This window comes from Fictibacillus sp. B-59209 (assembly GCF_036216745.1).
Lineage (GTDB): Bacteria > Bacillota > Bacilli > Bacillales > Fictibacillaceae > Fictibacillus_C > Fictibacillus_C marinisediminis.
Genome location: NZ_JARMMC010000019.1, coordinates 20,510 through 35,279, shown reverse-complemented (window position 1 = coordinate 35,279; position 14,770 = coordinate 20,510). Strand labels below are relative to the sequence as shown.

Here is a 14,770-nt window from a genome sequence, read left to right as displayed (position 1 = left end):
CAGATTTCATTGTATTAGAGCTTTCAGAAGATAGAAACCGTAAAAAAGCCGGCTCAGTACCGAGCCGGCTAGCTGCAATGAGGTTACTCTATTCTTGATCGGAAATATAAACACGGTGATCTTTAAAGAACTCTCCAAGATCTTTCCCGGTTTCTCTTTCCATGATGGTGACGAAATCTTTTGTCGTCGTCACACCAAACTTCTTTTCTTTAAAGTAGGCTTTCATTGCAGAATAGAATGCTTTGTCCCCTACTTTTAAACGGAGATCATTAAGCGTGCGGGAGCCATAGCCATAGATCATTTGATAGTAAGCGTTAATCCCTGCATTGCCACCCGCTGTATAGGTTGATACTGGAGAAGAAAGATGATAATCCTTATTGGGTACGGCTGGTGTAGTCAGCTGATCTAACTCATTGTCATATAAAGCTGCCGAAAATGTTGCAAAGGATTCATCCAGCCAAGGCTCATCATATTCGTTATCCCCAATTATTCCATAGAACCATTGGTGGCCGATCTCATGCGCGGTTACGGATTTTACCCACTCTTGAGAACGTTGTCCTGCAATACTGATCATGACGAGCTGAGGATATTCCATTCCGCCGAACCAGCCTTCCATTCCAACGATATCAAGTTCTGGCCAAGGATAGGTGCCAAAATGATCGCTGAACAGATCGATGCTTTTCAGGCCGGACTGGAGCATTGAATCCGCATACGCAGCTTGTTCAGCTGTATAGTAAACATTGATTTTAACGTTGTTGACCGTCCCTTTTTTTACTTTGTAGCTAGGATCCATCTCCATCGCAAAATCCCTGACTTTATGTGCTTTATAACGGTGTACGGCAAGGTTACCTACTGTTTGTGGTTTTCCAATCTCTGTTCCGGAAGCTGCAATGACCTGTTTTTTATCCGTAGTGACGGTAACATCATAGTCTCCAGTTAGAGAATAGAAGGATTCCCCGGCATGAAAGTACGGATCCACATTCCACCCTTCCTTGTCATAGACAGCAAGAATCGGGAACCAGTTTCCTAGTGATACGGTATTTTTGAACCAGCCAAAGCGGTCCTGCTGTTCAGGAACCTTTACCGTAAAATTCATACTGACAGAGGCTGACTTATCCTTTTTAATGTTGACGGAAGGAATATGCAGCGCAGTTCCATCTACGTTATACACCGCCCGTTTTCCATCCACTTTTACATTGCTGACATCCATGCTGCCTCCATTTTCCGCAAACATGTCAGCGTTGCCCCAAAGATTGAAATAAAGTTCATTTAAGTTTTTCTTCAAGTTGTTTTTAAACTTTACAGAAAGCTTTCCGGAAATTTGATGCTTCGCCGTGTCGTAGAACACGTTCATCTTGTAGCTAGGTTTGGAAGGGCCCATCACATTTAAGCGGCTGCTTTGTTTTGCAAGGGTTTGAAAAGGAGCTTTCGGTGTCTGACTGTATTTTTGGATGGGTTGGTAGCCGCCTTTCATCACATGCGGCGGAGAAACGATTCCTTTCCCTTGAGCAGCTGCTGCAGCAGACCCTGTAAATAAACTTGCTGCAAGCAAGGCAGCTGTTGTCATCGTTACGGCTTTTTTTGCTGGTTTTTTCATGATACATCCTCCTTTGGTTAACTGCCTTACCTATTTCTGGATTCCAAAGTGTGACTCCTTGCAACAAAAGGACGAATCATTCGACACACCAAAGGAGAATAAAGGTAATAATATCCTGGGTCATTTGGACGAATTTGTAAAAATAGCAATTTTTTGAAAATATTTTCGGGATATCAAACGATAGAAAAAGGGAATGGTGCAAATAATGACGAAACTAGTAAGGATAAATGCATTCTATCCATAGGGGGTCAAAAATGAAGATTAAATCAAATTACATACCAAAAACGAAAGTAACATACGTCACAGAGAATACATCGATCAGCGAGAGCAGAAGACAGCTCATTCAGTCAGGATACCGCTGTATTCCCGTTCTTGATGAAAAAGAGGAAAAGTTTCGGGGGCTGATCTATAAAGAAACAACGTCCGATTATATCATTGATGAAGCCGGTTCTACATCCGATCCAGTGAGCAAGCTGATTCAGGATGAGGAAAGCTATGTGTATGAGGATACGCCATATTTTAAAGTTTTGTTTTCTATCCGGCGCCTTCCTTTCATGGCTGTTATTGATCAAAACGGCTTTTTTCAAGGAATCGTCACCCATTCAAAGGTGATGGATATTCTTGAAGATTCCTATGGCATAAAAAAAGGCGGATATTCGCTCACTGTCTCCACTACAGAAGGGAAAGGATCATTGAAAAAGCTGTTTTCTTCTATAAATGATGAATATAATATTGAAGGAGTCTTCACACAGGATGCGGGCAAGCAATTCGTGCGCCGGATCGTTATTACTCTTAACCGTTCTGTATCAAAAGAAGAAGTGGAACAGCTGATTCATAAGATTGAACACAGCGGGTTTAAAGTAGCAGAAATAGAAGATTTAAGAGAGTTTGAGAATGCAATTCTATAAGCAAGACGATAAGAAAGACGCTGTCCAGAAAGTCGAAAATNNCCGCCGGTGCTTGCACCAAGAGGCTCACCGCACGCCCCGCGGAAAGCGAGCAGCCTGGAACGGAAATCAACAGCTTACAGACTTCTTGGACAGCCCCTTTTATCTGCTACGGGTGATGGATAAGGAGTATACCGATTGCAGCTCCGTTTCTGCTGGAGTCCTCAATAAAAATACTTTGAACATTGCCGATTTCATCCCCTGCTGCGCCAAATTTATGACCTATTTGATTGAGCTTCGCAACAGCCGCCTCAGGAATCCCTTTTTCCTTCATATAATTACTTGTATTGTTGGTATATATTCTTGGCTCCTCAACTGCTGCCTTCAGTTCCATATCGTACTCGAGTGAATGAAGGATGGATCAACTGCAAGGCTCGGCTCCATAATAAGAAAAAAGCTGAGGACGAGACTGATCGTAACCGATGCTTTCTTTTTCATAGACTTCCTCCTTTTATTTTGTTTGAATATTAAGAAAATTAATCCTAATAATTTACCGTGCCTTCTTATTTGTAAACGTAATCATCAAATGGGGCATACTGGAAAGAAACAGATAATGCCTGAAAGGATTTAATGCTATGAAAAAAGTCTCGCCTATGATCATGATTACAGTTTCAAGTGCTGAACATAATGGAAACCAGAGCTCTATTTTACACCGTAAATACAGTGACGCAATTATCCAAGCGGGGGGTCTTCCCGTCTTGCTTCCATCTGTAAACCAGGGGTTAACAGAACAAATGATTTTGAAGTGTGATGGGATTGTACTGCCTGGAGGAGATGATGTAGATCCTTTCTTCTATCAGCAGCATCCAACGCCGGAGCTTGGCATCGTAAACAGGACGCAGGATGAATTTGAAATCCAAGCTGTAAGGTTAGCTGAACAGAATAAAAAGCCGCTTTTAGGCATATGCCGCGGAATGAACATTATCAATGTTGCGTTAGGAGGAACATTGATTCAACACATTCCCGCTGAAACTGAACAGCCGGTTAAACATAAGCAACAGGCACCAAGAAATATTCCCACTCATGAAGTTTCGATCAAGAAGAGTTCGTTCCTTCACGAACTTGCAGGAACTCCTACGCTTCAAGTGAACAGCTTCCATCATCAATCCGTAAAATCTGCAGCTCCGCCTCTTCTACCCTGTGCCTATGCACCGGATGGAATCGTGGAAGCCATTGAAAGCAGAAACAAAGACCATTTTATCCTGGGTGTTCAGTGGCATCCAGAAGAGCTGACAGCTTCCCCTGGAATGATGAGCATATTTCAAGCTTTAATTGCCGCAGCAAAAAAGTGACTCCCGAAAAAAAGGGAGCCACTTTTTATTTTGTCTATTGATCCAGCTTTTCCAGCGGTTCGGTCGCCGGGCCTTCCAGTACCTCACCCTCAAACGAGAAGCGCGATCCATGGCACGGGCAGTCCCACGAGCGTTCGGCATTGTTCCATTCCACCTCACATCCGAGATGTGTGCAGGTGGTATCGAGTACATAGAGCTTTCCCTCTTTATCTTTGTACGCTCCTGCTCTTTTGCCATTGTACGTAACTGCTGCCCCTTCATCCGGTGATAGATCTCCTGGAGTTTTATCCGGCATCTCCAGCTTGCCTTCGATCAGGTGCTTGGCAACATCAGCATTTTCTACAACCAATGTTTTCAGGCTTGGATCAGCCTTGAACCTTGATGGTGAAAAGACGTCGGCATACGGATTCTTCTTTTCTAAAATCAGATCTTTTATGAGCAAACCTGCCGCCGTTCCATTCGTCATTCCCCACTTGCGGTATCCTGTGGCAACCAGGATATTTTCATGGGGGGCAGTAATCGGACCGATGTAAGGAATTTTATCTAATGTAATTAAGTCCTGTGCAGACCAGCGATAAGGGATGTCGGATATACCTATCACCTTTTCACTGAATGCTTCCAAGGCTTCATAGTGCTTGCTTGTGCACATTCCTTGTCCTGTTTGATGGCTTTCACCGCCAACGATGATTAATTTCTCACCATTGTAATTCGTGTATCTTAAAGAACGGGTCGGACTGTCCGCACTTAAATACATCCCGCCTGGATAATCTCTTTCCGTCGTAACACCAATCGCATATGAACGTTCAGCGTGCATCCTTGCAAAATAAAACCCGGCTCCATCGAAAAAAGGAAAGTGAGAAGCAATTACAGCATGTCTGCAGGTAATTTTATAACCGTCTTTTGTTACGGCTCGAGGGCGATTTCCAGTTTCAATATCAACTGCGGTGGTATTTTCAAAGATTTTGCCGCCGTTCTTTGTAATCTCCTGTATGAGTGCGGAAAGATACTTAACCGGATGAAATTGTGCCTGTTTTTTCATCAAAACGGCTCCTCGCACAGCCAGATCCAACGCGATGCTCTCAGAGTATTCACTGCTGATGTTCAGCTTTTGGTAGGCATCATATTCCTTTTGAACCTGTTTGAGATAGGTTTCCGATTCTGCATAGATGATGGCGTCTTCTTCGGAAAAATCGCAGTCAATCTGATGGTCCTGGATCATGGACCTGATAAAATTCAGAGCACCGTTGTTTGCTTCATAATAGAGCTTCGTTTGTTCTACTCCGAAATGCTGAATTAACTCATCATAGATTATACCATGCTGGCTCGTTATTTTTGCGGTTGTATGGCCGGTTGTCCCATTTAATATTTTACTTCCATCCAGTAGGATTACGCTCAGCCCTTCTTTCGACAGAAGATAAGCAGTTGTGATTCCTGTAATTCCTCCTCCTATAACCACTGCATCTGCTTCTAAATCGGTTGATAAAATTTCATATCCCTGTACTTGGCAGGATTCTTTCCAGTAGGATTCTGAAAAATCGGGCAGTTTACTCTTTTTCATGATTAAAAAGATCCCTCCTCGTTTCTTCCTATATTTCCCTCTTTTTCTATTTTCATGTGGATTTTGATTAATTATATAAATAAAAAAAGCCAAAACAACAGTAACGCTGTTCTGGCTTTTCCCTTATATTTGTTTTGCCCCTAAATACCGGGGTGCCCAATATGTATTACTCATGGAAGCTATGCTGACTCCGTTTGAGGAAGTAGCGGAAATAAACTGGTTGTTTCCGATATAGATACCGACATGTGAAGCACCGGTCTGATAGGTTTCAAAGAAAACCAAATCTCCGGCGCTTAGAGTAGTAACCTTTGTACCTTCTTTATAAATATCTGCAACCGTTCTTGGCAGTGTGATTCCCGCCGATTTTTTAAATACATAGTCGATATATCCACTGCAGTCAAAGCCTGAAGGTGTCGCACCACCCCACACATAAGGGACACCTAAGTAAGTTTTAGCAGTGGAAACAAGTTGAGTTTTGCTATAGGACGGATAGATTCCCAATGCCTTAAAGGTGGCCGGCCCTGCAACTCCGTCAGCAGTAAGTCCTTTTGATTTTTGAAAGCTTTTCACAGCATTCACTGTATATGTACCAAAATAGGTTGTAGTCGTGCTGTACGTAAAGTAACCTTTCGTTTTTAACGTTTGCTGCAAATCTTTTACTTCTGTATGAGTCATTCCGTATTTTAACGTATGATCTCCCAGTGCTGCCTGTCCCACTAAAGGATTTGCAGTTAAAATGCCTGCAATTCCCAACCCCATAAGTAATCTTTTCAAGTTGCTCTTTCCCCCCAAAATTTTCTTGCGATACCAATAAATTAATAATATAAAATATTTATAACAAAAGTATTTTAGGGAGATTACAATAATATTACAAAATACTATTTTATTCATCTATTTCTAACAAAAAACTACATTTAATAATTTATCCATTAGTGGAAAGTAATTGATATCGTTATTTTAGAAAGCATAGAGTAGAACCCTGTTTTTCTTTTGTTATTTACAGCAGGTTTTTCAGGATTGATGTATAATTAAGCATTGTTCCGTTTTATTTAGTACCTTTGTGAAATTCTTTTTTTCTATTCTTTCTTTTGTTCAGGAAGGAGATTGTATGTTTAATTTAGCTCAACAAATTTTAGAAAGACATTTTGGCTATTCTTCATTTCGGCCAGGACAAGAACAAGTGATCAAGAGCATCTTCCAGCATAAGAATACATTGGGGATCATGCCTACAGGGGGAGGAAAGTCCATCTGCTATCAGGTTCCTGCTATGCTGCTCAATGGAGTGACCCTGGTTATCTCTCCCCTTATTTCGTTGATGAAGGATCAGGTCGATTCCCTTGAGAATGCTGGAATTCCTTCTACATATATTAATAGTTCACTATCTGACGAAGACATTCAGGACAGGATACAACAAGCGGCAAACGGTGCCTATCAGTTGATTTATGTTGCGCCTGAACGGCTGGAGTCCATGGCGTTCAGACGTCTCATAGGAAAAATGAATATATCCATGATCGCCATCGATGAGGCTCATTGTATTTCTCAATGGGGACATGACTTCCGTCCAAGTTATTTGCGTATCAAAGATATGCTGGCTTCACTTCATCCGCGGCCTGTTATCGTCGCCTTGACGGCTACAGCCACCAAGGAAGTAACAAAAGATATCTGCCGGCTGTTAGACATTCAGCCAGAAAACACTTTTGTTACGGGTTTTGCTCGGAATAATTTAACGTTTTCTATTATTAAAGATGAAGTTAAACGTGAATATCTGCTTCGATATGTAAAGAAAAACAGTTCAAATTCTGGAATTATATATGCTTCGACTAGAAATGAAGTCGATCAGCTTCATAGTTTTTTAAAGAAAAATGGTTTTACTGTTTCAAAATATCATGCCGGCCTATCCGAAGAGGAAAGACGGGAATCACAAAATCAATTTATTTTTGATGATACGGCAATCATGGTAGCTACAAATGCTTTTGGAATGGGGATTAATAAAACGAATGTCCGCTATGTCATTCATTACAATCTTCCCCGCAATCTTGAAGCATATTATCAGGAAGCGGGGCGTGCGGGCAGAGACGGCGAACCAAGTGAGTGTATTCTATTCTTCTCCGCACGGGATGTCCAGCTTCAGAAATTTTTAATTGAACAAGGAACCATGGATGAAGCAAGGAAAGGAAATGAATACAAAAAGCTTCAGTTTATGACAGACTATTGCCATACTGAACAATGCCTGCAGCGTTTTATTGTCGAGTACTTTGGAGATGAGGAATCAGCTGATTGCGGGAAATGCGGAAATTGTACCGACCAGCGTGAGCAAACGGACATTACCACTCAAGCGCAAATGGTTTTCTCCTGTGTGAAACGCATGAATCAGCGGTTTGGAAAAACAGCAGTCGCACAAGTGCTGAACGGATCGAAAACAAAGCGAATCCAAGAGCTGGGGCTTACCTCTCTAACGACGTATGGATTAATGAAAAACCGGCCTCAAAAAGAAATTATGCAGCTTATTGATTATTTGACAGCGGAAGGCCTCCTTCAGTTATCCGATAGCCAGTACCCTGTCCTTATGCTGGCACCCAGAGCACTGTTTGTGTTAAAGGGAGAAGAAAAGGTTTATCGAAAAGAGAAACGAAAATCGATTACCAGCTTTACTGAAAATAACGAGCTCTTTGAACATCTGAGGAACTTGCGTAAGGAACTGGCAGATCAGGAAAACGTACCTCCATATGTCGTTTTTGCGGATAGTGCCCTAAAGGAAATGAGCGAAAAAGTTCCTGGTAATGAAGATGAAATGCTGGAGATTAAAGGCGTCGGAAAAGTGAAATTTGACCGTTATGGCCAGATTTTCCTGGACACACTTAAGGAATTCACTGCTTCAGCTACTGCTGCAGCGGAAATGGAGAGTTCATCAGATTCTCCAAAAAAGGACAGCCATTTGGATACTTACGCACTCTTTAAAGAAAATCAGCCTATTACTGATATCGCCAAAACGCGGAATCTTTCGGTGCAAACAGTAGAAAACCATCTTCTCCGTTGTGCAGAGGAAGGAATACCGCTAAACTGGGAAAGAATTATCCCGGCTGAGCAAGAAGCTATGGTCTTAAACGCTATTGATCATCTTGGAAGTGAAAAGTTGAAACCATTGAAGGAAGAACTCGGGGAAGAAGTTTCCTATTTTACAATAAAAGCGGTCATTCAAAAAAATAAAAGACAGCTGGTTCATAAGTAGACGTCTGTGTAAAAGTAAAGAACGCTCTAGAAATGAGCGTTCTTTACTTTTTTTCACGAGATCGGATATGATCGGCTGCTTCTAGCAGATGGATTGCTAAGAAATCAGCTTTTCCTATTTCCCTGCCAATTTTTATAGTGGTGACACCGGCTTTCCTTCCTGCTTCAATATCTGTTTCACGATCCCCGATCATAAAACTCTTAGTGAGATCAATATCGTACCGGTCTGCCAGGTCCAATATCATTCCAGGGCTTGGTTTTCTGCAGGAGCATCCTTCATTCGGCTTGTGGCAGCAATAAGCGATATCTTTTATCACACCACCTGCATTTTCCACTTCTAAAACCATTTTATCGTGAATTTTCTTTAGCGTTTTTTCCTGGAGGAATCCAAGCCCAACTCCCCCTTGATTCGTTACAACAAATAAATGAAACCCCATTTCGGTCAATTCTCTTAATCCTTCAAGAGCGCCCTTCAGAAAATAAAAGTTGCTGGGATGATTAACATGTTTGACTCTTGACGACATAACTTCATTAATCACACCGTCCCTGTCAATAAATACAGCTTTAGTCATTCCTGTCGATCCTTTCTTTTTACAGTAATTGGCTCATTTGTTACAGATGACTGTTTATTTGAATAGGTATTGCATTGCCTATTGTCATTATAGCCGAAGCAGCAAGCATCCAAATCATATGGGAGGGCACTTTGCTTCCCTTCTTCTCATCCATGTTCATTCTCCAAACAAAAAAACAACAAGCCTATAGGCTTATTGTTTTTCTTGAAAGTACTCTTTATAAAATCCTGCGACTCTGCCCGAGTTATCAACTACAAAATAGAATTCTTCTGTTTCGTTCTTTACTTCGTACGTTTTTCCCTCGGTCAGCACTCGGTCTACCATATACTTTGCTGCATTTGTATGGATACATGTAACCGTTTTGATCGTTGCTTTGTCTTCCCATGATTGGTGGATCATCATTCAGCCTCCTACTTTTGTGTACCTTTTTATTTTAAAGGAATCTCTTGTTTTTTAAAAGAACAAAAGAAAAGCCTGATTCCTCTTTGTTCTCTCAGGTGTTTATGCCGCTCAGGATTTAAGCGGTGCTGCCTCATATGAAAAATGGGCTCCAGATGGATCTGTTAGTCCGATCCCTTCAATCAGATGGTTTCCCATCTCTTAAAGCCTATCAATCTGTGAACAGACTCATCAAAAAAAGCGCCAAGGAGGCGCTTTTTTTATGCTGTTCTTCCCTGGGACTTAAGTTCAAGAAAGGCTTCTTCACTTTTTTTCTCATCAAATTCATTCTCGCTCTTTGATACAACGATAGTTGCGATCCCGTTTCCGATCAAATTGATGATCGCCCGGGCTTCACTCATGAAGCGGTCAACCCCAAGCAGTAAAGCCAGTCCTTCTACAGGGATAACCTGCATGGCTGAAAGTGTTGAGGCAAGTACGATAAAACCGCCGCCTGTAACAGCCGCTGCACCTTTTGATGTTAACATAAGGATGGCAATGATGGTAATTTGCTGTGTAAGGCTTAAGTCGATATTAAAAACTTGAGCCAGGAATACGACGGCCATCGAAAGATAGATGGAAGTACCGTCCAGATTAAAAGAGTAGCCTGTAGGGATCACCAGTCCGACTACTGACTTGGAACAGCCGAAACTCTCCATCTTGTTCATCATCCTGGGAAGGACAGATTCGGAGGAACTCGTTCCAAGTACAATTAGAATTTCATCCTTAATGTACTTTAAGTATTTCCATAAACTGAAACCATACATTTTACAGATGATGTTCAACACGATGACTACGAATAAGATCATCGTCATATAGACGGAAATCATAAGCTTTCCTAAAGGCAGCAATGATGAAAGTCCGAAGTTTCCAATAGTGAAAGCCATCGCTCCAAAGGCCCCTATCGGCGCAGCTTTCATGATATAACCGACGACATTAAAAAAGATCTGTAAAAGCTTATCAAAAAAATCAATCACTGGTTTCCCTTTTTCTCCCAGAGCCGTTAATCCGACTCCAAACAAGATAGAGAAAAAGAGGACTTGAAGGATATCACCCTTCGCGAACGCTTCGACCATATTCTGGGGTACAATATGGGTAACGAAATCTACCCAGTTGATTCCTCCTTCTGCACCGCCGGAAGTAAATTGAGAAACATCTCCTTTTTGCAGCTTGTCAAAGTCTAGCCCCGCTCCGGGTTTAATGACATTGACAACGATTAAACCAATAATCAGAGCAAATGTAGTGACGACTTCAAAATAAATAAAGGCTTTACCGCCAACTTTACCTACTTTTTTCATATCCCCCATTTTGGCGATACCTAGAACAATGGTGAGAAAAATAATAGGTGCAATGATCATTTTTACACCGTTAATGAACGTATCACCCAATGGCTTCATGTTCTTTCCGGCTTCAGGCCATAGCAGCCCCAAAGTGATACCGAGAATAATAGCAATAATGACTTGGAAGGTTAAATTCTTAAACAGGGGTTTCATGTTCTTCCTCCTTTATTAGCTAATAACATACTGAAAGCGTTATCATCCATGAAATTGATGATAACGCTTTCTGAAAATTTAGTGAATATTTAGGTTATATTGTCCTTTTTGGTCTTTTTGGTCTTTCGTTAGCCAGATAACCTTAGAATTTCCTCATGAGATATCGATTAACCGGTCTCCCCACCCCTCCATACTGCATATCCAGTATGATTTCTCCTCTTTTTTCTAAATACTCAAGATATCTTCTGGCTGTCACACGGGCAATCCCGACCCCTTCAGCTACTTCTTCGGAAGATTTACCATACGATTGCTCTTGTAGATAGGTGATGATCTGTTTCAGGGTGAGTTGATTCAACCCTTTAGGAATCCCTTTTTGTTCTTGATTTTGATGTTCATTATGTATACCTGATAATACAGTATCCACTTCTTTTTGAGACATTTCACCGTCCGGACAAAATTGTGTGTAATAGTCTTTATATCTTTCCAAAGCTTGCTTAATTCTATCAAACTTAAACGGTTTGATGATATAATCCATCGCACCCTGTTGAAGCATCGTCTGTATCGTGTCCCTATCCTTGGCTGCAGATATAATAATAACATCTACTTTCTCTTTATTTTTCCGTATCTGATAAAGTGTTTCGAGACCGTCTTGTTTGGGCATGAAGATATCAAGAATGACAAGGTCCGGCTGTAGTTCCTGAATTTTTTTTACACCCTCCACTCCGTTAGCAGCACTGCCGGTCACTTCAAAACCGCTGACTTTTTCAATAAATGCTTTATTGACTTCCTGCACCATCGGATCGTCTTCAATTAAAACAACAGAAATCTTTTTTCTTTTCATGACTGTCTCCTCCCGTTCATTGGGAACGTGATGTAAAAACTCGTCCCTCCATTTGGATAGGAAGATAGGTTAATGTCCCCTTTTCCCTTATCTATAATCTCTTTAACTAAAAATAAACCAAGTCCCAGTCCTTTTTCACCTTTCGTAGTGACTCCTTTGTCAAAAATGTAAGGCAGCAGGTGTTCAGGGATTCCTGGGCCATTGTCTTCGACTAAGACAGCACAAATTTCATTGTCTTGTTCAATACTGATATCAATTTGTTGTTCAGGAGTATTTGAGTCATTTAAGGCATGAATGGAATTTTCTATGAGATTCCCGAGGATCATTACAAAATCGTGTTCATTGAGCAGGTAAGGAAGTTCTTCCAAATGGCTCTGGCTGTCGATCGAGACGTTGATTTTCAATTCTTTTCCCCTGCTCACTTTGCTTAAGAGAAGACCTGCAATACTGTCGTTTTTAATATTTTTTGTAACGAATCTCGTCAGATTCTCCTGTTGCTCCGATATATCAAAAACATACTGAAGCGCTCGTTCACGCTTTTCCAGCTGGATGAGTCCCGCTATCGTATGAAGCTTGTTCAAATGCTCGTGATTTTGAATACGGAGTGCCTCTACGAATGCCTTTACCCCCGTTAGTTCTTCCGCCATTTTTGCAACCTCTGTCCGGTCCTGAAAGATCGCTACAGCTCCGATGACGGAATGATTGACTTTTATCGGAATTCGATTGCTCATAATGATTTTGCCGCTCACATTAATCTCTTGGTTGTACACGGGTTTTCCAAACTCAATAATTTCAGGAAGCCTGGTATCCGGGATCACCTCGCGTATCGGTTTGCCGATCAGACTCCCTTCCACTCGAAATATCGATTTTGCTTTTTCATTGAATATGGTGATGTTCTCTTTTACATCTACAGCAATTACTCCTTCATGCATAGCATGAAAAGCGGCTGTACTTTCTTCATACATACGCACAATTTCATGCGGCTCAAGCTCAAACATCTGCTGTTTAATGTGCCTTGCCAGCATCCAGGAACCAAGCAGGCCGAAGAACAGGGTTAATATTATTATAAGAGCGGCCTGTGCTTTCAAGCTTTGCAGGATTTCAAGATAACCCGGAAGTATGTTTCCAACGATAATGACACCAACTTGTTCAAGCTGTTCATTTTTAACAGGCATAAAAGCACGTACAGCAACTCCCAGCTCTCCTTTTGCTTTTGATATGTAGGTATGGTCTGCAAACGCCGGTTCTTCATCTTTGCCTTCTGATCTTGTTCCAATAAGTCTATATACAGGATGAGAGTATCTGACATGATCCATGTTTAAAACAACGATGTAATCTGTACTATTTATCACTCTTATTTTTTCCACAATGGGATTGATGACCGCAGCTCCATCTTTCTTTTGGATCTTCTTCTGTACTTCAGGAAGCTGAGCCACTGTCCGGGCAGTAATCATTGCACGTTTGCCAAGTTCCTCTTCCCTCATATCGACAATTTTACCTATTATGATAATGCCTCCGATCAAAAGGGAAAAAAGAACAATTCCGAACGATAAAATGATGATTTTCCAGCGGATGGGTAATCTTAAAAATTTCATATGGCCAAGCCATTCCTTCCAGTGAATTCTGTGTAATATTGTAACATGGTTTTTAAGTTATGCTAGACTTAATAGAAAAAGAGTACAAAAGAGGCTGAACATGAAGCAAATCATCGGAATTTTAATTTTTCTCGTCACAGGCTTATTGCTTTCTTTTTATATAGGGTTTCATTTTAATAGCAAAGAACAAGACCTGGCTTTTGATGATGAACAATCTGGCATTCGAAAACAGGTTGTGATCAAATTCAGCCATGTGGTTGCAGAGAACACACCTAAAGGATTGGCGGCGCAAAAATTTGCTGATCTGGTGGATCAAAAATCCAATCACAGAGTGAAGGTGGAGGTATTTCCTAACGGCAGTCTGTATTCCGATAAAGAGGAATTGGAGGCATTGAAGGACGGCAGGGTACAAATGATAGCCCCTGCTACATCAAAACTGGGAGGTGTTTCATCAAAATGGCAGGTTCTTGATTTGCCGTTTGCTTTTCCTACAGAAACAGCGATCAATGATGGGCTGAACGGAGACATAGGGAAATCATTGCTTGCATCTCTTAAGAGCCAAAAAATAAAAGGCCTTGGTTTTTGGGTGAACGGTTTAAAGCAAATCACCAATAAAAGCCATGCGGTTATTCAACCAAATGATTTTAAGGGTGAAAAGTTCCGTATTATGTCCAGCAATGTACTGAAAAAACAGTTTGAGCTTCTTGGCGGCCAGAGTAAACCGATGGATTTTAATGAAACCTATAGAAATTTGGAATCCGGTAATGTTAGTGGGGAAGAAAATACGATCTCTAACATCTATTCAAAAAAATACTACCGAGTTCAAGATTACATGACGATCAGCAACCATGGATTTTTAGGGTATGCCATATTAATGAATGAGGATTATTGGCACAGCCTTCCTGCAAAGGTCAGGCTGATCATACAAGATTCCATAAATGAAACGGTCAAGTGGAACCAGGACCACTATCGATCCATGAATAAAGAGCAGCTGAATCTGATAAAAAAAGAATCAAATATTCAAATCCACGAACTGACATCAAAGGAAAAAATAGAATGGATTGAAAAGTTGAATCCTATCTATAAACAATATGAACCAATAGCAGGCAGAAAATTGATCTCCGAAATAAAAAACATCCAAAGAAAATATGAAAAACAATTATTCCGATAGTATGAGCGGTTGAACATAAATAAAAAACGCCCCTGATG

12 protein-coding genes and 1 pseudogene are annotated in these 14,770 nt (G+C 41.0%); 4 read left to right on the top strand and 9 right to left on the bottom strand.

Annotation, left to right across the window (positions count from 1 at the left end; all coding sequences use genetic code 11):
* Positions 1–88: 88 nt before the first annotated feature.
* A complete protein-coding gene (locus P4361_RS16080) occupies positions 89–1,597 on the bottom strand; it encodes a M1 family metallopeptidase (RefSeq protein WP_328090065.1) in 1,509 nt (502 codons plus the stop codon).
* Between the two features lie 254 nt (positions 1,598–1,851).
* Here P4361_RS16080 and cbpA point away from each other — a divergent pair, with 254 nt between their 5' ends.
* Positions 1,852–2,505, top strand: coding sequence for a cyclic di-AMP binding protein CbpA (cbpA, locus tag P4361_RS16075; RefSeq protein ID WP_062232186.1), 654 nt, complete (start codon positions 1,852–1,854; stop codon positions 2,503–2,505).
* Between the two features lie 148 nt (positions 2,506–2,653).
* Here cbpA and P4361_RS16070 read toward each other — a convergent pair.
* Positions 2,654–2,905 (bottom strand): annotated as a pseudogene (locus tag P4361_RS16070) (gamma-glutamyltransferase); the annotation flags it as partial.
* A 214-nt stretch (positions 2,906–3,119) separates the two neighbouring features.
* Between P4361_RS16070 and P4361_RS16065 the strand changes: the two are divergent.
* The gene (locus tag P4361_RS16065; RefSeq protein ID WP_328090064.1) at positions 3,120–3,836 is read left to right on the top strand and encodes a gamma-glutamyl-gamma-aminobutyrate hydrolase family protein; all 717 of its coding nucleotides are present in this window, start codon (positions 3,120–3,122) and stop codon (positions 3,834–3,836) included.
* Between the two features lie 34 nt (positions 3,837–3,870).
* On the opposite strand, the gene P4361_RS16060 is transcribed toward P4361_RS16065, so the two are convergent.
* Together P4361_RS16060 and P4361_RS16055 are read right to left on the bottom strand one after the other, a co-directional pair.
* Positions 3,871–5,394 carry an FAD-dependent oxidoreductase gene (locus P4361_RS16060; protein WP_328090063.1) on the bottom strand — a complete coding sequence of 508 codons (1,524 nt, stop codon included), beginning with the start codon at positions 5,392–5,394 and terminating at the stop codon, positions 3,871–3,873.
* 123 nt (positions 5,395–5,517) lie between these two features.
* Positions 5,518–6,168: a C40 family peptidase gene (locus tag P4361_RS16055; protein ID WP_091005727.1), complete on the bottom strand. Its 651-nt coding sequence runs from the start codon at positions 6,166–6,168 to the stop codon at positions 5,518–5,520.
* A gap of 334 nt (positions 6,169–6,502) precedes the next feature.
* Between P4361_RS16055 and recQ the strand changes: the two genes are divergently transcribed.
* Positions 6,503–8,623: a DNA helicase RecQ gene (gene recQ / locus P4361_RS16050; RefSeq protein WP_328090062.1), complete on the top strand. Its 2,121-nt coding sequence runs from the start codon at positions 6,503–6,505 to the stop codon at positions 8,621–8,623.
* A 43-nt stretch (positions 8,624–8,666) separates the two neighbouring features.
* Here the strand turns inward: recQ and P4361_RS16045 are convergent, their stop codons facing one another.
* From P4361_RS16045 to P4361_RS16025, 5 genes are all read right to left on the bottom strand, one after another.
* Positions 8,667–9,194, bottom strand: coding sequence for an HAD family hydrolase (locus tag P4361_RS16045; protein WP_328090061.1), 528 nt, complete (start codon positions 9,192–9,194; stop codon positions 8,667–8,669).
* 192 nt (positions 9,195–9,386) lie between these two features.
* Positions 9,387–9,593: a DUF6501 family protein gene (locus P4361_RS16040; RefSeq protein ID WP_053354268.1), complete on the bottom strand. Its 207-nt coding sequence runs from the start codon at positions 9,591–9,593 to the stop codon at positions 9,387–9,389.
* Positions 9,594–9,853: 260 nt separating this feature from the next.
* Positions 9,854–11,125, bottom strand: coding sequence for a dicarboxylate/amino acid:cation symporter (locus P4361_RS16035; protein ID WP_328090060.1), 1,272 nt, complete (start codon positions 11,123–11,125; stop codon positions 9,854–9,856).
* Between the two features lie 142 nt (positions 11,126–11,267).
* Positions 11,268–11,966 (bottom strand): response regulator, encoded by a 699-nt coding sequence (locus P4361_RS16030; protein ID WP_328090059.1) that lies wholly within the window; start codon positions 11,964–11,966, stop codon positions 11,268–11,270.
* Complete coding sequence (locus P4361_RS16025) at positions 11,963–13,561, bottom strand: sensor histidine kinase (protein WP_328090058.1); 1,599 nt, start codon at positions 13,559–13,561, stop codon at positions 11,963–11,965. The genes P4361_RS16030 and P4361_RS16025 overlap by 4 nt, the downstream gene beginning before the upstream one ends.
* A 100-nt stretch (positions 13,562–13,661) precedes the next feature.
* On the opposite strand from P4361_RS16025, the gene P4361_RS16020 reads away from it, so the two are divergent.
* Complete coding sequence (locus P4361_RS16020) at positions 13,662–14,732, top strand: DctP family TRAP transporter solute-binding subunit (RefSeq protein ID WP_328090057.1); 1,071 nt, start codon at positions 13,662–13,664, stop codon at positions 14,730–14,732.
* Positions 14,733–14,770 lie beyond the last annotated feature (38 nt).